Annotated in this window: 21 protein-coding genes; 8 read left to right on the top strand and 13 right to left on the bottom strand. The window is 61.5% G+C overall.

Annotated features, from left to right (window positions below):
* Positions 1-61: 61 nt before the first annotated feature.
* A complete protein-coding gene (locus G3480_RS12840; RefSeq protein WP_164654286.1) occupies positions 62-439 on the bottom strand; it encodes a hypothetical protein in 378 nt (125 codons plus the stop codon).
* A gap of 100 nt (positions 440-539) precedes the next feature.
* Here G3480_RS12840 and G3480_RS12835 point away from each other — a divergent pair, with 100 nt between their 5' ends.
* Both G3480_RS12835 and G3480_RS12830 read left to right on the top strand, forming a co-directional pair.
* Complete coding sequence (locus G3480_RS12835) at positions 540-1634, top strand: hypothetical protein (RefSeq protein WP_240905787.1); 1095 nt, start codon at positions 540-542, stop codon at positions 1632-1634.
* A complete protein-coding gene (locus tag G3480_RS12830; RefSeq protein WP_164654285.1) occupies positions 1631-2413 on the top strand; it encodes an OmpA/MotB family protein in 783 nt (260 codons plus the stop codon). Before G3480_RS12835 ends, G3480_RS12830 begins: the two co-directional genes overlap by 4 nt.
* 333 nt (positions 2414-2746) lie before the next feature.
* Here G3480_RS12830 and G3480_RS12825 read toward each other — a convergent pair whose 3' ends face one another.
* From G3480_RS12825 to G3480_RS12805, 5 genes are all read right to left on the bottom strand, one after another.
* Positions 2747-3619 (bottom strand): HDOD domain-containing protein, encoded by an 873-nt coding sequence (locus G3480_RS12825; RefSeq protein WP_164654284.1) that lies wholly within the window; start codon positions 3617-3619, stop codon positions 2747-2749.
* A 492-nt stretch (positions 3620-4111) separates the two neighbouring features.
* Complete coding sequence (locus G3480_RS12820) at positions 4112-5323, bottom strand: HDOD domain-containing protein (protein WP_164654283.1); 1212 nt, start codon at positions 5321-5323, stop codon at positions 4112-4114.
* 211 nt (positions 5324-5534) lie between these two features.
* Complete coding sequence (locus G3480_RS12815) at positions 5535-6365, bottom strand: hypothetical protein (protein ID WP_164654282.1); 831 nt, start codon at positions 6363-6365, stop codon at positions 5535-5537.
* Between the two features lie 470 nt (positions 6366-6835).
* Positions 6836-7132, bottom strand: coding sequence for a PilZ domain-containing protein (locus G3480_RS12810; RefSeq protein WP_338114133.1), 297 nt, complete (start codon positions 7130-7132; stop codon positions 6836-6838).
* 17 nt (positions 7133-7149) lie between these two features.
* The gene (locus G3480_RS12805) at positions 7150-7470 is read right to left on the bottom strand and encodes a hypothetical protein (protein ID WP_164654281.1); all 321 of its coding nucleotides are present in this window, start codon (positions 7468-7470) and stop codon (positions 7150-7152) included.
* A gap of 348 nt (positions 7471-7818) precedes the next feature.
* On the opposite strand from G3480_RS12805, the gene G3480_RS12800 reads away from it, so the two are divergent.
* Complete coding sequence (locus G3480_RS12800; protein WP_164654280.1) at positions 7819-8025, top strand: YjfB family protein; 207 nt, start codon at positions 7819-7821, stop codon at positions 8023-8025.
* 199 nt (positions 8026-8224) lie between these two features.
* Here the strand turns inward: G3480_RS12800 and G3480_RS12795 are convergent, their stop codons facing one another.
* Entirely contained in the window at positions 8225-8968 is a 744-nt protein-coding gene (locus tag G3480_RS12795; protein ID WP_206171699.1) for a putative metalloprotease CJM1_0395 family protein, read from the bottom strand.
* Positions 8969-9646: 678 nt separating this feature from the next.
* Between G3480_RS12795 and tsaA the strand changes: the two genes are divergently transcribed.
* Positions 9647-10351, top strand: coding sequence for a tRNA (N6-threonylcarbamoyladenosine(37)-N6)-methyltransferase TrmO (tsaA, locus tag G3480_RS12790; RefSeq protein WP_164654278.1), 705 nt, complete (start codon positions 9647-9649; stop codon positions 10349-10351).
* Between the two features lie 192 nt (positions 10352-10543).
* Here tsaA and G3480_RS12785 read toward each other — a convergent pair whose 3' ends face one another.
* The 6 genes from G3480_RS12785 to rpsP form a co-directional block, all read right to left on the bottom strand.
* A complete protein-coding gene (locus G3480_RS12785; RefSeq protein ID WP_164654277.1) occupies positions 10544-11020 on the bottom strand; it encodes a hypothetical protein in 477 nt (158 codons plus the stop codon).
* Positions 11021-11396: 376 nt separating this feature from the next.
* Positions 11397-12836: an exodeoxyribonuclease I gene (gene sbcB / locus G3480_RS12780; protein ID WP_164654276.1), complete on the bottom strand. Its 1440-nt coding sequence runs from the start codon at positions 12834-12836 to the stop codon at positions 11397-11399.
* Between the two features lie 215 nt (positions 12837-13051).
* Positions 13052-13396 (bottom strand): 50S ribosomal protein L19, encoded by a 345-nt coding sequence (gene rplS / locus G3480_RS12775; protein WP_164654275.1) that lies wholly within the window; start codon positions 13394-13396, stop codon positions 13052-13054.
* Positions 13397-13419: 23 nt separating this feature from the next.
* On the bottom strand, positions 13420-14169 hold the full coding sequence (trmD, locus tag G3480_RS12770; RefSeq protein ID WP_164654290.1) for a tRNA (guanosine(37)-N1)-methyltransferase TrmD: 750 nt from the start codon (positions 14167-14169) through the stop codon (positions 13420-13422).
* 68 nt (positions 14170-14237) lie between these two features.
* A complete protein-coding gene (rimM, locus tag G3480_RS12765; protein WP_164654274.1) occupies positions 14238-14747 on the bottom strand; it encodes a ribosome maturation factor RimM in 510 nt (169 codons plus the stop codon).
* A gap of 25 nt (positions 14748-14772) precedes the next feature.
* Positions 14773-15036, bottom strand: a complete 264-nt coding sequence (gene rpsP, locus G3480_RS12760) for a 30S ribosomal protein S16 (RefSeq protein WP_164654273.1) — start codon at positions 15034-15036, stop codon at positions 14773-14775.
* Between the two features lie 84 nt (positions 15037-15120).
* Here rpsP and G3480_RS12755 point away from each other — a divergent pair, with 84 nt between their 5' ends.
* The 4 genes from G3480_RS12755 (at position 15121) to cydC (ending at position 21028) form a co-directional block, all read left to right on the top strand.
* Positions 15121-15495, top strand: a complete 375-nt coding sequence (locus G3480_RS12755) for a hypothetical protein (protein WP_164654272.1) — start codon at positions 15121-15123, stop codon at positions 15493-15495.
* Positions 15496-15800: 305 nt separating this feature from the next.
* A complete protein-coding gene (locus G3480_RS12750) occupies positions 15801-17231 on the top strand; it encodes a sigma-54 dependent transcriptional regulator (RefSeq protein WP_240905786.1) in 1431 nt (476 codons plus the stop codon).
* Positions 17232-17486: 255 nt separating this feature from the next.
* The gene (gene cydD / locus G3480_RS12745) at positions 17487-19286 is read left to right on the top strand and encodes a thiol reductant ABC exporter subunit CydD (RefSeq protein ID WP_164654270.1); all 1800 of its coding nucleotides are present in this window, start codon (positions 17487-17489) and stop codon (positions 19284-19286) included.
* On the top strand, positions 19283-21028 hold the full coding sequence (gene cydC, locus G3480_RS12740) for a thiol reductant ABC exporter subunit CydC (protein WP_164654269.1): 1746 nt from the start codon (positions 19283-19285) through the stop codon (positions 21026-21028). The genes cydD and cydC overlap by 4 nt, the downstream gene beginning before the upstream one ends.
* Positions 21029-21064 lie beyond the last annotated feature (36 nt).

Below are 21064 nucleotides of genomic sequence, written 5' to 3'. Positions count from 1 at the left end.
ACATGGTCGGACTCGATAGGGTCAGTCTGTTGAGTAAATCCCATCTTAACCGGGTAAACTGTTATTCGGAAATCACCTTAGCGTCGCCAAGCCCTAAGGCCACCGACGGATACACCCTGGGGCCGTCTGCCCCGCCCAGCGCCGGATTGTTCCTGTCCACACCGCCACCCGATCGCAAGCGCTGCTGCGGTTTCCGCTCACCATCGATCGGTTTTATGTAGCCAGGGCTTCCAGCCCTGGCAAACCAGGCCAGCATGGCCTGGCTACGCAGGCTTGGAGCGGCTGTTCCGGTTGATTTCGGGAAACCGCTAGGTGTTGAGGCGGTTTCCGTCGAAAACTTGACGAAGCTAATCAGCGCAGCGTCGCCTGGATCGTCGATCCCGTGGCGTCCGACCCTGGCCAGACGCGGCTCCCGGGCGAGCTGCGCCAATCCGCTCACGCGTCCCGGCTGATCTCATGGCCCAGTTCCTGCAGAACAGGATGGCAAGAGGCCCAGTTTGAGCGGGCCGATGATCATTTTTCCAAATGGAAGGCCCGTCATGTTCGAATCGATCGCCCTTGGCGTCGTCGGGATGCTCGAAAGCATGGACTCCACCATGGTCACGGGGATCTTTGTGGTCGTCATGCTGATTTTCTTCGCCGTTGCCGTGACGACCATCGTCATGAGACGGGCAACGGCCTTCTACCAGAGCACGCCGACGCTACTGACCACCCTGGGCATTCTCGGGACCTTCCTGGGAATCGCCATCGGCCTGCTGGACTTCGATTCCACGCGGATCGAGTATAGCATTCCATTGCTGCTTGATGGCCTGAAGACGGCCTTCACGACCAGTATTGTGGGCATTCTGCTCTCGGCAGCACTCCGCCTGCTGCTCGTCACTCGGCATGACAGCGCGCTGCCTGAAGACACCCCAGAGCAGCTCGCGAGCGATTCGCCTGCGGATGCCAATCTTTTGACGCTCATTGAGCAGCAAGGACAAATCGCGGAGGCCCAGCTGACCGCCACCCTGCAGCTCAGCGACCGCTTGAGCCAGATGGACGAGCGACTGATCGAAACCCTGGAACGCCAACACCAAAGCCACCTGGCCGCGATGCAAGGTTTCGCCGAGCAGCTCAGCGAAATGGGCTCGCGTCAGCTCATCGCCGCGCTCGAATCCGTCATCCGCGACTTCAACAGCAACCTCGGCGAGCAGTTCGGCGAGAACTTCAGCCGCCTCGACGGCGCCGTGGAGAAGCTTCTGCAGTGGCAGGACGACTATCGCAGACACATGGAAGCCCTGGGAGATCAGCTCGACAATGCGATCGCGGGCGTCTCGAACGCTCAGACCAGTCTAGAGGCACTCACGCGGCAGGCGCGTCTGATCTCGACACACGTCGAAGACCAGGAGTCCGCCATGCAGGCGCTCAAGCGCGAGACCATGGAACTCGAGGCCGTGCTGGGCAGCATCGCCGAGCTGCGCGAGAAAGCCAAGGACGCCTTCCCCGCCATTGACCAGCGTCTGAGCGCCATGTTGGAGAGCATCGAGAATGCCGTCATCGCTGGACTTAGCACCCAGCAGCGTCTTGGGCAGTACGGTGTTGAGACTGCCTTTGGCGACGCCCGCAATGATCCACCCGCGAGGGCCCAGGCATGAAACCAAGGCTCGCATCGCTGCGCCCCTCTGCCGCTGGACCTGAGGAAGACAGCCATTGGCTGGTCGTCTCCGATCTCATGGCGACCCTGATGATGATTTTTCTCTTCCTGGCAGTCCTGCACATGGCCCAGGTGGAGCGTACCCATTTGGTCGAGACCGAGGTCAGAGCAACCGCCGCCGAGTCGCGGCAAGCCATCTACCAGGCCTTGGAAGATGAGTTCCGCGAGGATCTGCCGCGCTGGAGAGCCGAACTGGTAAAGCCCACGCTGACGCTGCGCTTCCGCGAGCCGGACGTGCTCTTCGACCGCAGCTCGGCCCGGATCAAACCTGAGTTCGAGGCCATCCTCCGCGACTTCCTGCCGCGCTATCTGGCACAACTGAGCGGCTTCAAGGACGTCATTCGCGAGATCCGCATTGAGGGACACACTTCAAGTGAGTGGAGCGCCGACACAGCGCCATTGCAGGCCTATTTCCTCAACATGGAGCTGAGTCAGCAGCGCACCCAAGCCGTGCTGCGGTTTGCCTATGGCCTGGAGGGATTGGAGGACGCCACCTGGTTCAGAGACCGCGTGGCAGCCGTTGGACTCTCATCCTCGCGGCTCGTCCACGACCCGGATGGCGCGGAAGACCCAGAGGCCTCTCGGCGAGTCGAGTTCAGTGTGCTGACAGACTTCGAATCCAGGCTTCTAGAGCCGATCAAGCTGGACCCGACAGCCAGTCAACCTCAGACTGCGCCGAAAATCGGCGCAACGGCTGCGCCGCGCGGAGGGGCGGGTTGAGCCTCGCTGGAGAGGCTTCGCCTCAGACCGACGAGTCATGCTATCGGGATCGCTATCGGAATCGGGATCGTCGATTCGATACCGATACCGATACCGATACCGACTCAAGAATTCTAGAGAAGGCTGAGCTGCAACGCGCGGATCAATGAGCCAAGAGGGGAAGTGGAATTTCGGATAGCGCACGCATCAGGCCAAGGGGCTCGATGCGTCATCTGGTCGATGCCCCTCACCCAATGGCTGAGCATTGCGCGTCAATCAAGCCCCTCGTTTTCTTCCTCTGCTTTGCCCCATGGCGGCTCAAGTCGCCAAATCTGAAGCAAGCTCGCCGGAGGCTCAATCCGCGAGTTCCGGGCTCCTCAAAGCCTCTACCGCAAGCACTTGATACTGTGCTTTCTCGATGAGATCCATGAGTAGTTCGGGTTGAACACCCAGCCCTTCCAAGACTTGGGGCTCGAGCGGCGGGGCGTCGCGCAGATCGCGCGAATCCAGCTCGGCGAGATGGGCGAGCGTATTGGCGACATGCACCAAGGCCACCGGGGTCTTAAATTCCTCGGGCGCGTCGAGTGGCGCATGATGAAAGCGCAGGCAGGCGCAAAGGCTATGCGGCAGCCCCCAATGCTCTGCCAGGGCACCCCCCAATTCGGCGTGATCGAACCCCAGCTCAGAACGCTCCGCCTCTTGAGGTGAAAATGTCGACGGCTCACTGAGGCTGCTGAGGAAGGCCTTGTGGGCAGCCTCGGGCTCCTGAGTGAACAGGATGAGAAGCCCAAGATCATGCAGCAGCCCACCTAAGAAAACAGCGCCCGCATCCGCAGGTGACGTCTTCTCCGCCAAGAGTCTGGCGATGGTAGCGCAGTATGAAGAGTGCCTCCAGAACAGCTCCAAAGGGAGCATACCCTGGTTTGGTAGCTTTCCGGACGCTTGCGTCAAGGCCCCGGCGATGACGAGACGGCGCACGTTCGCGCGGCCCAGCAGCATGATCGCGCGGTCCACGGAGTCGACGGTGCGTGCCGTGGCGAAGGCGGGACTGTTGGCAAGCCGCAGGACGATCGCCACCAAGGCAGGGTCCTGCGCAAGGAGTTGAGCGAGCTGGGCCTGGCTGCTGTTGGGATCATCCAGTAAACGCATGATCTCGCCGACCACGCGCGGAATCGCCAGCAACTGGCCGGTGCTCTTGACCAGGGAATTCAAGGTTGGTTTTGACACGCGCGTTTGCTCCAAATCCCCCAAGTCGTCAATGTCCTTGCCTCAGGTCGTTTCCCCTGGCCGAGCAGCTTGCTGATCCCAGTCCGATGGTCTCGCTCTCGCGAAGCCCCCTCGAAGCGGAGACAGCCCGGCATCCCTAGCCTAGCACTCCAAACAGCCAGCAGACCCGAGGCAAAACCTGTGTGTCGCTGCAGCTTCAAGCACTCAAGGTGCTTGAGCATCGATTCGGCACTTGAGCCAAGAAAGCGCCCAGTCGGCGCAGCGGAATAAGGACTGATGTCACAGACAGTCATTCACCCCTTGGGTGAATGCGTCCAGCCCGACAACCGATTGAAAATCCCTAGACTCTTGGTGCTCATTGCGGTCCAGCGCCCCTGTGCGATTCAGCTATCCTTTGCGATTCAGCTATCCTTTGCGATTCAGCTACCATTTTCAGGTTGAAGCGACCGGTCCATCCTATTCCGCACCCAAGACCAGATAAATCCTTATCGTCTAAAGATTGAACATGGACTTGAGCGATTCCAAGGTCTTGCTGCTCGATTCCAGCTCGGCAATCGCCTCGCCAGGTTCTGGCGGCGTCAAACCGAGGACACGGAACGCAGGCACCTCGGACGCGCTCGGGTGCGCGGCACCCTCGCTCTGAAGTGCGGCCCAGCGCGCGACGATCGCAATACTGGCGTAGTCCGGACTATCCGGCTCATAAGACCAGTTGTCGAAGTTCTCCGCAACCGCAACCAGGTCGTCACCGATGCCCCAGTAATTGATGACCAGGACACCAGTGATGCTGCAGAGCTTGCCGAGCAACGACTGGATAGTCGTCATCTTAGGCTCAGACTCACGCAGCTCGATGAACTGAATGATGGGGACGCCGCCAATCCCAGCCACCAAGCCGCCCAAGAGCGCGCGGTCCCGATCCAGGATCTTGAGATGGTCAGAGATGACGTAGCTAAACGCCGAGGTTAGAACGCTGTCTGTCCAGACCGCCTCCATGGCTTCCTTGGTCACCGCATGCTTGGCGAGGAAGGCCTGACGAAGCGCCAGATTCACGGCCAGCATGCGCGTATTACGGAAGCCCAGACGGACGACCGCCTCGCGAATCGATTTGATCTCCTTCGCTGCGCGGAACAATGGACTATTGGTAGCATGCAGCAACGCCCCCGCGATGGTGCCGTCGGACTGGATGATCTCCGTCAGATCAGCAATGCCGGCCTCGGGGTCGTTGGTCATCTCTTGAATCTTGAGAGCGACTTCCGGCCTCGCGGGCAGCACCAAGGTGTTGTTGCTGACGAGGTGATAGATCTCAGCAAGGAACTCGCCCTCTTTGGGATCGAGTTCCATGTCCTCGACCCGCACGCCATCCGACAGCAGCCGCGCCAACTCCGCGCCGGGGATGCGGAAAACGATGCAGGGACTCTCCGTGACGAAGCAGTCTTCGGCGCCAGGACTATCGCCGCAGAGATCCTCAGGCTCGCTCAGGCCCTGAAAGGCCTGCAGGCGCTCAGCGACGCCATTGGATAGGCGCACGGCATGACCGTCCACCAGGAAGATACGATCACCGTTGAGACCGGCGACCTTGACCCGCTTCTTGCCGCCGACCTCTTGGAAGCGACACTTGGCCGCAAGCTCCTCGCGCGCGTCGTCAGGCAAGTCCCGTGTCAGCTCGAGATCAGCCAGTAAGGCGATCTCGTCGGATGTTTGCTGCATTCTTGGCGTCCTTGGTCTTGGGGACTCGGCGGTACTGAACAATGCCCGACAGTCGCTCATCCTAATGGTGTTTGCGTTCGGTCGGTTGCTCTCTAGTCTAGCAGTATCATCCCCGACGCTTGAACTCGGCGTGACCAACAAATCTCAGCTCTGTGAACCGGCCGACATCCTGCAGGGTGCGCACTCCGCCCTCTTGACTTGCTGATCATCCTCAACCGCCTCGACGGTGCCCAAGCAGCAGGTCAGCGGCCTCTCCACGACTGCCGTCCTTCAGCGTGAAGCTTGAGGTTTGAGCGACTTGATCATAGACGTTCAGGGCCTTGCGGGTGTTCTGATAGCCGAGTTCGATGGACGTCACATTCCCTTGCTCCAGTGTCTGCGTCACCTGAGTGCCGTCGCCCCTGATCTGCAGGAGTCGCAACTGGTCGAACACGGCATCATTGGCGTCGATACGCTCATCTCCATTGCTATCGTATTTTGCAAGCGCATCAAAGCCATTCGCGGCACCGTTCTGATCGCCGAACAGCTCGGTGCCGTCGTCGATCCGACCGTTCTGACTCCAATCCAGCGCCAAGAACCAAGTGTCGCCAGCAACCGTGCTCATCTGATCAAGCTTGCCGTCGCCATCCAGATCGAATGCCACAGCGGCATCCAACCCTGTCGTCTGTAGACCACGACCGCCCAAATCCAGCGCAAGGGGGTCACCGAGCTGAACTGCCCCGGGCTGTCCAATGCTGAAGTCCAGTGCGACGGTCTCTTGCTCCATAGAGAGACGTTGCGTCCAAAAGCCAGCGTCTTGCGTCCGCGCGGAGAGTTCGATTCCCGCGCTTGAAGACTGATGCCAGGACAGCTCAAGCTGGACCTGAGAGGTGGCCTCCACAGCAAGATCGAACCCCTGACGCGCACCAGGCGTGATGGATTGGCCCTCGGTGGCGACACCTTCCGCTGGCGCTCCATCAGAGCCCCGCCCTTCAGCAATCACCGACCCACTCTCGATCGCAAAGTTCTTGCGGAGGATCTGATAGTCGAGGTCCTGCTCCATGAGTCTAGCGACATCCGCGGCAAGATCGACGACCTCTCCCCCGCTCGCTAGCGTGGCGCTGTCCGGACCCGATCTGGACGCGGCCCCCCTTTCGACGGACGTGCCTGGTTGTCGAGTCTGGCTCGGGAAAGACCCGTTTGAGAACAACCCGTTAACTGAGATAGGGCGTAGCATGATCTTAACCTCTGAGTGCTACCAATTCTCGCTTCTGCTCGGCAGAGCCTCGACTTGGGCTCAAATGCTGGTACGACCTAAGGATGTGCCGACTCAACGACCTCTTGGCACAACTAGATCCTCTTGGCACAACTAGATCCAGCAGTTGACCGCTCCCCGCTTGATGCGGCGCATTGCTCGAGAGCGTTGAGGCCTCCGGCTGACTCACCCGCCGGATGAAGGCCTGCCAACCGCCGCATCCAGCTTGCATCAACGCGCAGCCTCGCCATGAGCTGGGCGCAGATCGCACTGACTGATCACTCGCCCCCAAAATCCCCCATGAACTGAACCGCCACGCCCGCCTCAATGTGGCGCACAACGGTCGCCTCCACCATGGGCGGTGCCTCGCCCCCGCCGAGGAGCCCGCAGACACGAACCTGAACCCGCGAGCCAACCGCAGGCCGGGCATGCCCGTTCAGCACCAGCAGCACCCCGCCCTGACTCAAGTCTTCCGTGCGAACGATGCGCACCGGCTCTCCCTCCTGGTGCAGCTCGACCTCGACTTCCATGGGTAGGCGCTGGTGCTGCCGCCGATCCGAGACAGGACTCATCATCAGACTCTCGGCAAGCCTCAGCCATCGAGCGCCGGATGGTTGAAATCAGACAGGGTCCAGAACTCGGCCCCGCGCATGAAACCCGGCTCGATGGCATAGACCAGCGCGGACGCGCGCCCCTTAGAGTCGCGATCGATGATCCAGTGATCGGGTAATCCGTCGAGGAGATGCTCGCGCGCAATCTGACCGTTTTCCATCCGGCACAGCCGAACCTCGCCCGTTTCGAGATGCCTGAAGGCCGGCAGGAAACCGGTCATGAGGCCGTCAAACGTCAGCCGCCTTGGCGCATCGGGGGCCTGCGCGGCATCAACCTTCAAGGTATCCCGATTGATCTGCATCGACTGTTCTCCTTGGTGATTCACCGCTGTAACGGCGTCCCTCAAGCAAACTTGAGCGACCCCCTGGCTTTGGCCGAGGAGTTATGGTCTATTGAAGGATCAAGCAAAACTGTGAGCGAATTGGCACTCGGCGGGATCGTCGGCATCTAGAATTGCCATAAAGGGGCAATGTGCACGTAAATGTGCGGCTGGAGTACCGCCCAGACATTCAGGCTGCCCCCCGCTCTAGAGGGCGGGCTTCCAAAACGTCCGCTCGCTGGTGCTGATTGAGAATGGCGAGTGTCACCTCGAACACTCTACGACAAATCGCCCGAGTTCAGCGGACGAACCCGCAACCGGAGACTCTAGATGGACGTTGGATCAACCGCTGGACTCGCGAGCTACACCAACACCTCGGCGAGCAATCAGGTCTCAACCCAGGTCGGCATCGCAACACTCAAGAAGGCGCTGGACACCCAAGCCGAGATGGCCACGCAGATGGTTCAGAGCGTTCCTGAGGTTCCGACAGAAGCCCTGCCGGACAACGTGGGGCGAAACATCAACGTCACGGCGTAGCTCCGCGCCAGATCGAGTCGCGACCGGACCGGCTGAAGGGGTGCGGCACATCAGGCGAGGAGCGGCTGTTAGCCATGATCCGCTTGCGCACGACGCGCCCCAGACCCTGTGGACCTCCAGCATGGCGTAAGCTTTCAATCCGCCTCAAGAGTCGGGAGGGCTTCGCGCTGGAGCAACCGCTAGCACTGAGCTACGGAGTTCAAGCAACCTCGTTTAGCGCACTCTGCGTCGGCTCCGCAAAGAGCTGTCCAATCCTCTGCTCAAGCCTCGCCCGCGCCCCCTTCATACTGATCACGCTCGTCGTTTCAGCCTCCGGCGCATCCGCGCCCTCTTGGCTCTCAGATGCGTCGCCATCGGAGCGGCCCATCTCGGCCATGCCCGCCTCGCGCTCCGCCTGTTGCAGCGCTGCGAGTTCGCGCTGGGCGTCGATCTCCATAGCGCGTGCGTCCGCAGCAACACTGCGATCTTGCGTCGAAGGCTCGGCGGGGGCGAGTGCCGCGCGCAGAATGGTGCGCGCCTTTTCGAGATTGGCCTCAGGATCACCGGAGCGCATTGAGGTATCGATCCCAACCTCACCACCAATCGCATAGGATTTGCCATCAGGACCCATCTGATAGCTGTAGCTGGCCGCGCCATTGACATAGGGCCCGCCCGCGGCGATATGCGCCTGCTCATGCGCGCGCACTTCAGCATCGCGCTGTGCCAGAAGCTGGACCTCGCGCAGCTCGTCCTGCGTAAGCGCTTGCTCTGCCGAGTCTGATTCTGAGGCCGGAGCAACCTTCCGATCCGTTTCCCGATCGACCTCACCCTCGGCTGGGGTGCTTGCCGGATTGAGCGCCCCCTTCTCTGGACGTTCGTCCTCTGCGGGCGCAACAGAGGGTTGCGCGCCCCCTGGGCGTGCAAAGGGATAGGAAGTGCTACTGATTGCGGAGTGGATCTGCACTGAGTGGTCGTCCGTATTTCCACAGTGAAAGTCTAGTCCCAACAGCCTGTCGCAACCGGGCGAAACGCCCAATGTGTGACCCACTGCCCAAAGCCTTCTAACATGCGATGCGCGCATGCGATGCGCGCCTCTGGCTAGTCGCTGCGCCTTGGCAAGCGGCAGGGCTGCGCAACCACTGAGGCGAGCGACCGGACTCTAGTCTTGCAGCATGCAGGAGGCATCGAGCCTACTAGGAGCCTGTCCGACTTGGGGGGATCGAAGCGAGGAAGTGGGAGAGCGAGGCCATTTCGTTCCGGTTTTGAGGCGCATAGTGGTTCTATGTAACGAAAAAGCGGGGCGAAAGGGACCCTTCTCCCGATTCCGCAGCCGATTCATCCTAAGAAAGCGTCCATCAACAACTTCCCCCCTTTCACAAAGGGGGGTTAGGGGGGATTTCGGGCGGCATCGCTCGCATCGGGAAACAATTGATGGACACGCTCTAAGTCGGACAGGCTCCTAGCACCGATGCGCTTACGGAAGAGAGGCAACAGGGCGCTGAGTCCGCCCTGGAACGGGCAAGGTTGCCAGAGAACGCAGAGTCCCACCGCGCCCCAAGCATCAAGACCACTTCTATTGAGCAAGGCGCTGCTTGCTAGGATGGCTGGCCCCGAAGCCGTCGGACCGCGATAATCTGATGCCATGAGATTCGAGCCCATCGGAATCCTTCGGTCACCCTATACGGACAAATTCGGTATTCCGCGACAACCCGGACTGGTCGCGTCGGCCGAGGGCAGGATCGAGCTGCTGACGCCCTACGCGCGCGAGGAGGCCTTCAAGGGACTTGAAGGTTTCTCGCATATTTGGGTGATCTTTCTCTTCCATGAAGACTGCCTCACCGCTCGCTGGAAACCAACCGTAAGACCGCCGCGCCTAGGTGGGCGTGAATCGGTCGGGGTCTTCGCAAGCCGCGCACCCTACCGTCCAAATCCGATCGGAATCTCGGCCGTGGAGCATCTGGGGCTGACACGCTACAACCAAAGATTGGCACTTCGAATTCGGGGCATGGACATGCTCGACGGCACACCCGTGCTCGACATCAAGCCCTACGTGCCTTATGCGGACGCCGTGCCGCACGCCAAGTCCGGCTTCGCCACGCCACCAGAGAGCGCGGTGGTAGAGGTCGGCTTTTCAGAAACGGCCAGGCAGCAGCTGAGCGCACTAGACCCTGATGGCCGGCGAGGCCTGCGCACCCTGATCGAGCAGGTCTTGGCCCAAGACCCGAGGCCAGGATACATGGATCGCTATCCGCAACGAAGAGACTTTGGGCTGCGGCTGTGCGAGCTGAACATTCGGTGGCGATTGGAGCAAGAGAAAATCGAGGTGATTCAGGTCAGCAAAGGCTAGCAGCCGTGGCGCAAGCCCCAAACTCCATCGCATCGGTCACGAAGCTGATGCCTCGTGACCAGAAGCCGAATACTCGCAGCTCGCGATTGGTCCATCGCGGCGGCGCGAAAGCAGTGAGCGCCTTTCGATCGTCTTTCCATCTCATAAGTGAGCTGACGCACTCGTCGGCCTGAGTATCCTGCGCAGAGGTGCTCATTGACGCTCGATCGTCAGGCTGTAGGGGGCAACCTCGTCCCGGCGCGCCATTGCTCGGGGCTGGAAGGGACGAATCACATAGGCGGCATCAGACTCTGCCTGGATGCGAGCCTCACGACCTTCGACCTCTCCGCGGAAGACAGCGGCGCCGCTGCTATCGGCCGCATCCTGGACATTGAAGTAGGCATTGCTACTGGGACTTTCCAGGGTGACCAGCAGCTTTTGGCCAGCCGCGACCGGGACCGCATAGGCGGCACTGGCGTAGCCCACGATCTCACCGACCTGGGTCATGCGCCCGACGGTGGGGAAGCTCAGTACCTCAAGGGTCTCTTCAGAGGACAATAGCCGCTCGACCGCCATGGTATCCACGGCGGGCAAGGCGACAGAAGTCTCAGGTGGTGTGCTGCTCGTCCCGCCGCAGGCGACAAGTCCAAGGGCAGTCAAGGCGGCGATAAAGGGTCGGTAGAAGCGCATGCGGCAGATCCTCGGTTTTCGCTCGCATCCAAGAGACGACCGGCCACGACACGACTCCGAGTCGCCTCATCCGCAAGCTCGGCGACGGCCGGCTGGTCGATGATTCCAGATCACTAGCCCTGCAAGTGTCGGCTCAATGCGTGGAAACTTCAATCCGCGCACCAACCGCTCGTATCGCTCTGAACGCGATCCACCGACGCAGAATGGTTAGAAAGTGACCATCAACAACTTCCCCCCTTTCGCAAAGGGGGGGCCAGGGGGGATTTCGGACGGGATCGCTCACATCGGGAAACAATTGATGAGCGCTTTCTTAGGGATGGCGGGCTTGCCCCCCTGAGCCCCCTCCTCCCATGAACCAAGTTGTCGGCGACCGCGTTCAGCCGTCCGCGTCGAGGATGATCTCCGCCCAATCGCCAAGGGCGTGGAGAATGTCCAGCTTCGCCGGGTCCTCCGCGTGGGCGTCCGCCAGGACCCTGAGGCGCTCCTCGAAAACGTCCACCTGGATGCTACCCCCACCGTCGGGCTCAGTCAGGCGCGCCAGACGAAACGCATCCCAGTCCTGGCGCTCCTCCGCCGTCAGGGTATCCGGCCAGTTCCGCGCCCGATAACGGAACAGCATCTCAGGCAAACGAGCATCCTCGAAGGCCGGTGGCGATTGGGCCAGGTCGGCAGGAGCCGACTGGCGCACAGCCGTCATGGATCGCCGGTCCCGATCGGAGAAGAAACCACCGGAGTAGAGCATGAGATCCGGATCGGTGTCGGCGGTTGGCGTGAATGCCTGATGCACGGCCTGCACCCGATCACGAATCTGCCCGGCATGGTCCAGGATGCGCCGAGCCTGGTCAGCGGCCTCGTCCGGGTGAATCTGCCAGCGCTCCGCGGCCTCAGGGGAGAGCGTCTGCATGGGTGCAAGCACTGGGGCGCGATTCACATGAACCACCTTGAGCGGGATACGCGCGACCCCGTCCGGAAGCTCGGCTGACGGGGTAAAGAGCCACTCACGGATCTCTTCGACGCTCAAGTCGAGCAGCATCGAGGGATCGCTGCGCAGATCGAAGCAAATGACGCCGTTCGAGTTGGTCGGGTGCGGGGCTACCGGGAAGACCGGGGCAATGCATCCAAGTGCCGCCGGGTAGCGGGCTGACACATGGAGCAGCGGACGTCCCTTCTCGAGGATCTCGCGAACGCGCCACTTGTCGCGCAGGGTCAGCGCGTAGTCGAAGAGTTTGGGCTGCGCCCCTTTGAGCAATCTCGCCATCGCGATGGTGGCGCGCACATCGGCAAGCGCGTCGTGGGCCTGCCCATGCGCGACACCGTTGGCCGCGCTGAGCTGCTCGAGCTTGAAGGACGCGGTGCCATCGTCGTGAGTCGGCCAGTCGATCCCTTCAGGCCTTAGGGCATGCGCAAGCCGGAGCACATCAATGAGATCCCAGCGCGAATTGCCGTTTTGCCACTCACGCGCGTAGGGGTCGAAGAAGTTGCGGTAGAAGAGGTTGCGCGAAATCTCATCGTCGAACCGCATGCTGTTGTAGCCCACACCACAGGTGCCGCTACGGCTCAACTCAGCATGGATCGCGGCGGCAAAGTCGGCTTCAAGGAGCCCTTCTCGCTCGGCGAGCTGTGGGGTGATGCCGGTAATGAGACAGGCATCGGGATGCGGCAGCACATCCGCGCCTGGGCGGCAGTAGATGACGAGCGGATCACCGACCTCTTCGAGATTGGCGTCAGTGCGGAGGCCGGCGAATTGGCAGGGTCGGTCGCGACGCGGATCCGCGCCCCAGGTCTCATAATCGTGCCAGTAAAAGCTTTGAGGCACGGGTCGGAGCCCTAATCACCACCACGGCCGATCCGGAGGACCGGCCGCAGGCGGATGAGGCGATTGTGGGAAAATCGCATGCCAGGTGGCGCCGGATCCAGGTTTGCCTTCAAGGAGCACCGGCGGGAGCATAGCCGAGCGATGTGACCGCAGGTGCGACACGGAAGGCGGGCCTGGAGACAAGTCAGCGGGGACGAGCTTTGACAGAAATCGCCTTAGATCTTTTCCTTGATACGAGCCGCCTTGCCGGTACGACCTCGCAAGTAATAGAGCTTGGCGCGACGAACGTCACCCTTGCGCTTGACCTGGATGGCAGCGACTGCGTGGCTGTAGGTCTGGAAAACACGCTCGACGCCTTCGCCGTGCGAGATCTTGCGCACCGTGAAGGACGAGTTGAGACCGCGGTTGCGGATGGCGATCACGACACCCTCGAACGCCTGAAGACGCTCGCGGTTTCCCTCTGTGACCTTGACCTGAACGACAACGGTGTCGCCGGGGGCAAAGTCAGGGACTTCACGGTTCATTTGCTCTTCTTCGAGCTGCTGAATGATGTTGCTCATGGTTTCCTCAGGCTCCTGTTCTCTCACCCGGCGCCATCTTCAGGATGGGCCAGCATAAATTCGTCAAGCAGCGCACGCTCGCTCTCGTCGAGGCCACGGCGCTCGAGTAAATCCGGTCGGCGCAGCCAGGTTCGCCCCAGCGCCTGCTGCAACCGCCAGCGCGCAATAGCGGCATGGTTGCCGCCTGTCAGTACAGACGGAACTCTGCGCCCCTCGATCTCCTCGGGACGCGTGAAATGGGGACAATCCAAGAGTCCGCTCATATGCGAATCCTGTAGGGCCGACTCTGCGTGACCCAAGGCGCCCGGCAGTAAGCGGATGACCGCATCCATCACCACCATGCAAGGCAGCTCGCCCCCGCTAAGGACATAGTCGCCGATCGACCACTCTTCGTCGACGTACTCGTCGATCAGGCGCTCATCGACGCCCTCGTATCGACCAGCGATCAGAATCCAACCAGGCTGCGACGAGAGATCGATCATGGCCGCCTGATTGAGAACACGCCCCTGCGGCGACAAATAGGCCACCTTGCTCTCGGGGGCCTGGGCCCGCGCTGCCAGGACGGCATCGCGCAGCGGCTCGACCTTCATCAGCATTCCCGGACCCCCACCGTAAGGCCGATCATCCACGGTTCGGTGGACATCGGTGGTGTAGTCGCGAGGGTTCCAAAGGTGCATCTCGGCCAAGCCACGCGCAAGAGCACGTCCGAGCACACCTTGATCTGCAATCGCGCGAACAAGATCAGGGAAGAGTGTGATGACATCGAAGCGCATGAGCGACAGCCCGCAGCCTGCCGAATCCAGCTGGGCGCAAACCTCGTCGCCCACGTCGAATCCGACGTCTAGAACTCCGGATCCCAGTCCACCTGAATCCGGCCGCGCTCGAAGTCCACTTCTCGCACCACTTCGCCCCAGTCGAAGGGAATGAGTCGCTCGCGCTCACCCTTGACGACCATGACATCGTTCGCGCCAGTCGAGAATAGATGGCTGACGCGACCCAAGGCGACCTCCGTCACCGTGATCACTTCAAGCCCTTCTAGGTCGATCCAATAGAACTCGTCCGGACTCGCGGGCGGAAGCTGTCTGCGATCGATGGCGATCTCTTGGCCGACGAACATGGCCGCCTGGTCGCGATCCTCACAGTTCTCAAGCCGCGCGACGACACCCTTGCCGTGACGCTTACCCTCGGCGAAACGCCATGGCTTGGCATCCGGACCGAGCAGCCAAGGCTGGTACTTGAGTATCCCCTCGCGGGGATCCGTTTCGGAGAATATCTTGACCCAGCCTTTGACTCCGTAGACCCCGGAGACGCGCCCGAGAACGATGCGAGGCGGGCCAGTCCGTGCGTTCAACGCCGACGCATGCCGCGCGGCCGCCTCAAGCGGCGACTGCAGCCGCCTCGCGCGCAGCCTGCTTCAGCAGTTGCTTCGCGCGATCGGTCGGCTGCGCGCCCTGGCTGATCCAGTGGTTTGCGCGTTCGTTATCGACACGCAGCCCGACTTCGCCGCCCTGGGCGTTCGGATTAAAGAAGCCGATACGCTCGATGTAGCGACCGTCCCGCTTTGAGCGAATATCCGCGACGACAATCTGATAGAAGGGATTCTTCTTAGAACCACCCCGAGATAAACGAATCGTGACCATGTGCTGTCCTGGCTCAAGACTGATATTTGGCAATGCGGGACCGCCCCGCAGGTAAACGCGCAAATATACAGAACTTGGAGAGAAATGGAAGCACCAATTCGGGTTCATCCGACGGGATGGAACCGCCTCGTCGGCGCCCACGCTCGCCCGGTCGGTGCTTGCCGAAGGATCATGACGAAAAATACCGCCCCTGAGCATAAAACCAAGACGGCCCTAGTCCGCGAGATCGCCATCACCCTGTTTACCCCCAACATCGAAACAATACCCGACAACCTGACTCTGACATCCGCTCGCTACGACCCCCAATTCAAGCGGCAAGAAATGTCAGAAGCTGTCGTAAAACCGACTAAGCCACTGGCTGTCACTGCATCGAAAATCCCGAAAGCAACATATAGCTTTCTGAAAAATAACGACTTCAAAGGACAGGCACGAAACTTGACTCACCACGACCACCGGTAGGGGAGAGCCTTGGATGCAGGATTCAGGCTAGCGCCGATAGGCCGCACACCCCATTTCTCGACGCAAGCGACAACTCCGTCACAAACTCGCGCCGAGCTGCTAGCAAGTTCACAAATCCCGACAAGAAAGCAACAAAAGCGTCACTCAAGGGTGACAACAACTGTCGCAACTTTGTTATGCTTTATCCAAGCACCCGATTGTAGGAACAGGTGATCAGCGGAAGCAGGATCGTGACGATTAGGCCGCATCTGGCCATCAGCGAGAATCTGCTCGAACGCCATCCGATCAGCCATGGATATACTAAAATGCGCGAGCTACTTGTTGTTTCAAAAGATAATTTAGCCGATGACGTCGCTCGCTCCCTAAGCGATAGTGAGTGGTCCGCCTGCTATGCCAGAGACTCCGACACGGCTGTTAAATTAGCCACCGACAAGCACCTTCTCGTCGGCATCGTCCTCTTCCCTCAATTGCGTGACACCCGCATTGACGAGCACTTACAACAAATCGTTGCAGGACTACCACAACTGAAGTGGGTGGCGGTGCTGTCGGAACAGCAGCTTTGCGAGCATGACATCAAGCACTTCGTGGCCACCCATATCTATGACTTCCATGTTTACCCACTCGAGGGGAATCGACTCACCACAGTCCTAGGCCACGCCTACGGCATGGCGCGGTTAGAGCGCGAGTTCGCCCATCACCGGGAGATCAATAAGGCCCCGAGCCGCTTTGGACTCGTCGGTGAAAGCCCTCCGATGCGCCACCTCTACCGGATGCTTCAGCACGCCGCCGAATCAGACGTATCCGTGCTCGTCACTGGACCGACCGGCACAGGAAAAGAGTTGGCGGCCCGGGCGATCCATGATCACTCCGAGCGGTCCAGTGGCCCCTATGTCGCCATCAACTGCGCGGCGATCCCGCCAGCGCTGCTGCAATCGGAGCTTTTCGGCCACGAAAAGGGCTCCTTCACCAGCGCGAACGCCCGCAAGGCCGGCTACATCCAAAGCGCTGCCGGAGGCACCCTTTTTCTCGACGAGATCGGCGACATGCCGATGGAGTCCCAAGCCACACTGCTGCGCTTTCTGGAAGACAAGATCGTCACGCCCATCGGCAGCACCCGCGGAAGGCATGTTGATGTACGCGTCCTGGCGTCGACCAATGTCCATCTAGAGCAAGCAATCGAAGACAAGCGCTTTCGCGCCGACCTCTACTACAGGCTGGCCTTTCTGACGGTCGAGACGCCGCCACTGTCCGAGCGTGGCGACGACATCGAGCTGCTCGCGCAGCACTTCCTCGACGAGGCCGCACGTGAGGCTGGCACCCGCCAACTCAATCTGGCGAAGGACGCCGTCGCTGCGCTGCGCTGCCACCCCTGGCCTGGCAACGTGCGCGAGCTGCGCAGCGTTATCTTTCAAGCGGCCCTCAGCTGCCAAGGCATCACCATTCGCGCTTCGGATCTCAAGATCCAGGGCCAAAGCCGGGGCGCGATTGGCAGCTATGCCGGGCGCGGGAGAAACGCCACGGAGAAGCACAACGGCGCTTCGACTGGAAGATATGTCATCGGCACCCTCAAGAGTGCGCGCGAGGCATCGGAGAAGCGCAACCTGGAGTACGCTTTGGAGCGCAATGCCTGCAATGTGACCCGCACCGCGCAGGACCTGGGCGTGTCGCGGATGACCCTCTACCGCCTCATGGCAAAACACGGTGTCGAGCGTGACGCGATCGAATCCAGCCGCTAGACAACCACGTGCAGGATCAGCGTTCGATTCTCTCCGCTAGCGACACCGTCAACCCAAGGTCATCGCGCAACCATATTATCCGCAGGGGCACTAGACCCTCTATTCACTAGCTGAGCTTCGCCTTAACGCCCCATCGCGCGTCGCTCGATGCTTTCTAAGATGACGGGAATTTCGCGAATCCGCATTGGCGATCCCGCCCGTGGTTCCGTATCCTCTCGGCTTCGAAAACCATCGAGGCCCTGAGAACGACCACCTATGTCAGTCACAGCCTGGCTCAAGTCGCAACGGCCACTCGCGGGTAAAGCACTCGCCCATAGCATTTGGCTGAGCACCACCAATGGCCTCGTCGCCATCGTACAGGCATGGCTGCTCGCCGTCGTCCTCAACGGCGTCATCTTCGCGCAAGCGGATCTCGCCGCTGTTCAACCATGGCTCTGGAGCCTGCTCGGTGTCTTCCTCGCTAGAGCCGCCATCGTCTGGCTGGCCGAGCGATCGGCCTTCCAGGCTGCGGCGAACGTGCGTATCAACCTGCGCGATCAGGTCTACCGACACCTACAAACACTGGGCCCCAGCTACCTCGCCGGCCAGCGCAGCGGCGCCCTGGTCGAAACCCTGACCAAGGGGATCGACGATCTGGAGGGCTACTATGCGCGCTTCCTGCCAGCGATGACCCTGGTGATGATTCTGCCGTTGGCCATCCTGACCGCCGTCATTCCAACCGACTGGCTGGCAGGGCTCGTGCTCCTGGTGACCGCGCCAATGATCCCCTTGTTCATGATCATCATTGGTTCAGGCGCGGAGGCACGCAATCAACGTCAGTGGAAGCAGCTCACGCGCATGAGCGCCCATTTTCTCGATGTCATCCAGGGCCTGACAACGCTGAAGCTCTTCGGCGCAAGCCGCCGCGAGGTCGATGTCATTGCCCGTGTCTCGGACGACTATCGCGCCAGCACCATGCAAGTGCTGCGGATTGCCTTCCTCTCCTCCGCTGTCCTCGAGTTCTTCGCCAGCGTCGGCATCGCCCTGGTTGCCGTCTTCATTGGATTCCGTCTCTACGACCTGGCGGTTCCCGTGCCGCCCTGGATCGCGATCCCCGACATCGGCTATCTGCAAGGGCTCTTCGTCCTCATGCTCGCGCCGGAGTTCTACGCGCCTTTACGCAATCTCGGCACGCAATACCACGCCAAGATGGGTGCGGTCGCAGCAGCCGAGCGCCTCATCGAAATCCTCGAGACCGAGCCGCAACAAGCCAATCAGGGCACCCAGCCGCTCGCCGCCACACGCCCGCTCGGGATCCGATTCGACGCCGTGCATTTCAGCTACGAAGCTGGCCGGGAGGCCCTTCGGGGACTGACCTTCGACATTCCGCCAGGCCAACGCATCGCCCTGGTCGGCACCAGCGGCGCCGGCAAGACGACGGTGGTGAGCTTGCTGCTCGGATTCTTGACCCCAACCACGGGCCGTATCCTCGTGGGCGAGCAAGATGTCGCCGACCTCGACTTGGACGATTGGCGCCGCCATCTCGCCTGGGTGCCTCAGCAGCCCCGGCTGTTCCAGGGCACGATCGCCGACAACATCAAACTGGGAGCACCCGACGCCGATGTCGAGGCGGTGCGCAATGCGGCGCGTCGGGCTCGCGCGGATCAATTCATCGAGAGGCTCGATTCCGGCTACGACAGCCTTGTCGGCGAGCGCGGCGCTGGCCTATCAGGCGGCCAGATCCAGCGCATCGCCCTCGCCCGCGCCTTCTTGCGTGACGCACCCTTGGTCGTGCTGGACGAGGCGACGGCAAACCTAGATCCGGAGAGCGAGCGCCTGGTGCAGGAAGGCATCGACGAACTCGCACAAGACCGCACCCTCTTGGTTGTCGCTCACCGGCTCGCAACCGTGCGCGGCGCCGACCGCATCCTGGTGCTCGACCAGGGGCGTATCGTCGAGCAAGGGACCCACCAGGAGCTTGCCGGGGCTGCGGGGCTTTACTCTCGAATGATCACCGCCTACGGCGGTCCCGAGGCCGCATCGGCCTCGCAGGCCGAAACTGGGGATCGCGCATGACAGAGCTGAAACGCCTATGGCTGCTGTTCCGGCCTTATCGAGGCTGGATGCTACTGGGGACGCTGGCCGCCATTCTGACCCTGATTGCCAACGTGACGCTCATGGCCGCAGCCGGCTGGTTCCTGACGGCAATGGCCGCAGCCGGCATCTCAGGTGTCGCCATGAACTACTTCACGCCGGCCGCCCTCATCCGCGGCAGCGCCATGATTCGCACCGGGGGCCGCTATGGCGAGCGCCTGATCAATCATGAGGCAACCTTCAGGCTCATCGCGAGCCTGCGTGTCTGGTTCTACCGGCACTTGGAGCCCCTGGCACCCGCGCGTCTGCAGCAATATCACAGCGGTGACCTGCTCAGTCGCATCCGCGCGGATATCGACGCATTGGATAACCTCTACGTGCGCGTTCTGGTGCCGGTCGTGGTCGCCAACGTCAGTATCTTCCTCTTCACCCTCTTCCTACTCTTCTATCATCCCTTGCTGGCTGTCTCTGGGCTGAGCTTCCTCCTCCTCGCGGGCGTCGGCCTACCGATTTGGTCACAGAGGCGCGGGCAAGCCCCGGGGCAGCGCATCGCCGAGGAGGAAGGGGCCCTGCGAACCGCCGTCGTCGACGGCGTGCAAGGGATGGCCGAACTCACGCTCTACGGCATGACCGAGCGCCAAGCACTGCGCATCGACGATATCAGCCGCCGCCTGGTCACGGATCAAACCCGACTCAGCAGCGATCACGGCCTCACCCAGGCCGCCGTCGGTCTGTGCGCGAGCCTGAGCCTGTGGGCGCTCCTATGGCTGGCCATCCCCATGGTGCATGATGGGCGGATCCTCCCGCCGCAGCTGGCGATGCTCGCGCTCTTTACGCTTGCGAGCTTCGAGGCCGTAGCCCCCCTGCCCCAGGCCTTTCAAATGCTGGGCCGCACCCTCGCCGCAGCACGCCGCCTGTTCGCGATCGTAGATACGCAGCCCGCCGTCCCTGCCCCCAGCGGCATCTCACCAATGCCAGCGCGCTTCGACATCGAGCTGGCGCAGGTCACCTTCAACTATCCAGGCAGCAGCAAGCCCGCCCTCGCTGAGATCTCGCTCCAGGTTCCCGCGGGTAGTCGCGCAGCGGTGATCGGGGCGACCGGATCCGGCAAGAGCACCCTATTCAACCTCTTGCTGCGATTCTGGGCGCCTGACTCGGGTGCCATTCGCATCGGCGGCAAGGACGTGCTCGATTTCCATGGCGACGACCTCAGACGCCATATCGCGGTCGTCAGCCAACACACCTACCTCTTCGATACCACCATTCGCGAGAATCTGCTGATCGCCAACCCCGAGGCATCCCAGGGTGCGCTTGAAGCGGCCTGTCGGGTCGCTCAGATCCACGACTTCATCAGCGAGCTGCCCGACGGCTATGACACCTGGGTCGGCGAAACGGGCGTCCGGCTCTCCGGCGGCCAGGGTCGTCGCATCGCAGTGGCACGGGCGCTGCTGAAGGACGCCCCGATTCTGCTGCTCGACGAGCCAACCGAAGGGCTGGATGCGGCCACCGAGCGCGACCTCATGCAGGCATTGGCGAAGCTCATGACCGACCGAACGGTCCTCTTGATTACCCATCGTCCGGCCGGCCTGGACTGGGTCGATCAGGTGCTCGTCCTCGACCAGGGCCGCGAACTGGCGCGCGGCGACGCCTCGATCGTGCCAAAGGCCACGGCCGCGACACTTCTGGCGGTCGGACCGGAGCTTAAGACCGAGGCTTCGGGGTGAGGGCAGTTGGCAGTTGGCAGGTGGCAGGTGGCAGGT

Origin of the sequence: Thiorhodococcus mannitoliphagus, assembly GCF_010915725.1 — a bacterium.
In the GTDB taxonomy this organism is placed as follows: Bacteria; Pseudomonadota; Gammaproteobacteria; order Chromatiales; family Chromatiaceae; genus Thiorhodococcus; species Thiorhodococcus mannitoliphagus.
The sequence above is the reverse complement of the archived record's forward strand: the minus strand, read 5'-3'. Positions and strand labels throughout refer to the sequence as shown.

Coding starts and splice junctions, on each gene's coding strand:
- trmD (WP_164654290.1), bottom strand. CDS start 14,169: ATGCGCTTCGATGTCATCACACTCTTCCCTGATCTTGTTCGCGCGATT.
- cydC (WP_164654269.1), top strand. CDS start 19,283: ATGACAGAGCTGAAACGCCTATGGCTGCTGTTCCGGCCTTATCGAGGC.
- rplS (WP_164654275.1), bottom strand. CDS start 13,396: ATGAGCAACATCATTCAGCAGCTCGAAGAAGAGCAAATGAACCGTGAA.
- G3480_RS12755 (WP_164654272.1), top strand. CDS start 15,121: ATGGAAGCACCAATTCGGGTTCATCCGACGGGATGGAACCGCCTCGTC.
- G3480_RS12815 (WP_164654282.1), bottom strand. CDS start 6,365: ATGGAGCAGGACCTCGACTATCAGATCCTCCGCAAGAACTTTGCGATC.
- tsaA (WP_164654278.1), top strand. CDS start 9,647: ATGAGATTCGAGCCCATCGGAATCCTTCGGTCACCCTATACGGACAAA.
- G3480_RS12835 (WP_240905787.1), top strand. CDS start 540: ATGTTCGAATCGATCGCCCTTGGCGTCGTCGGGATGCTCGAAAGCATG.
- G3480_RS12785 (WP_164654277.1), bottom strand. CDS start 11,020: ATGCGCTTCTACCGACCCTTTATCGCCGCCTTGACTGCCCTTGGACTT.
- rpsP (WP_164654273.1), bottom strand. CDS start 15,036: ATGGTCACGATTCGTTTATCTCGGGGTGGTTCTAAGAAGAATCCCTTC.
- G3480_RS12805 (WP_164654281.1), bottom strand. CDS start 7,470: ATGCAGATCAATCGGGATACCTTGAAGGTTGATGCCGCGCAGGCCCCC.
- G3480_RS12820 (WP_164654283.1), bottom strand. CDS start 5,323: ATGCAGCAAACATCCGACGAGATCGCCTTACTGGCTGATCTCGAGCTG.
- G3480_RS12750 (WP_240905786.1), top strand. CDS start 15,801: ATGCGCGAGCTACTTGTTGTTTCAAAAGATAATTTAGCCGATGACGTC.
- G3480_RS12810 (WP_338114133.1), bottom strand. CDS start 7,132: ATGATGAGTCCTGTCTCGGATCGGCGGCAGCACCAGCGCCTACCCATG.
- cydD (WP_164654270.1), top strand. CDS start 17,487: ATGTCAGTCACAGCCTGGCTCAAGTCGCAACGGCCACTCGCGGGTAAA.
- G3480_RS12830 (WP_164654285.1), top strand. CDS start 1,631: ATGAAACCAAGGCTCGCATCGCTGCGCCCCTCTGCCGCTGGACCTGAG.
- G3480_RS12800 (WP_164654280.1), top strand. CDS start 7,819: ATGGACGTTGGATCAACCGCTGGACTCGCGAGCTACACCAACACCTCG.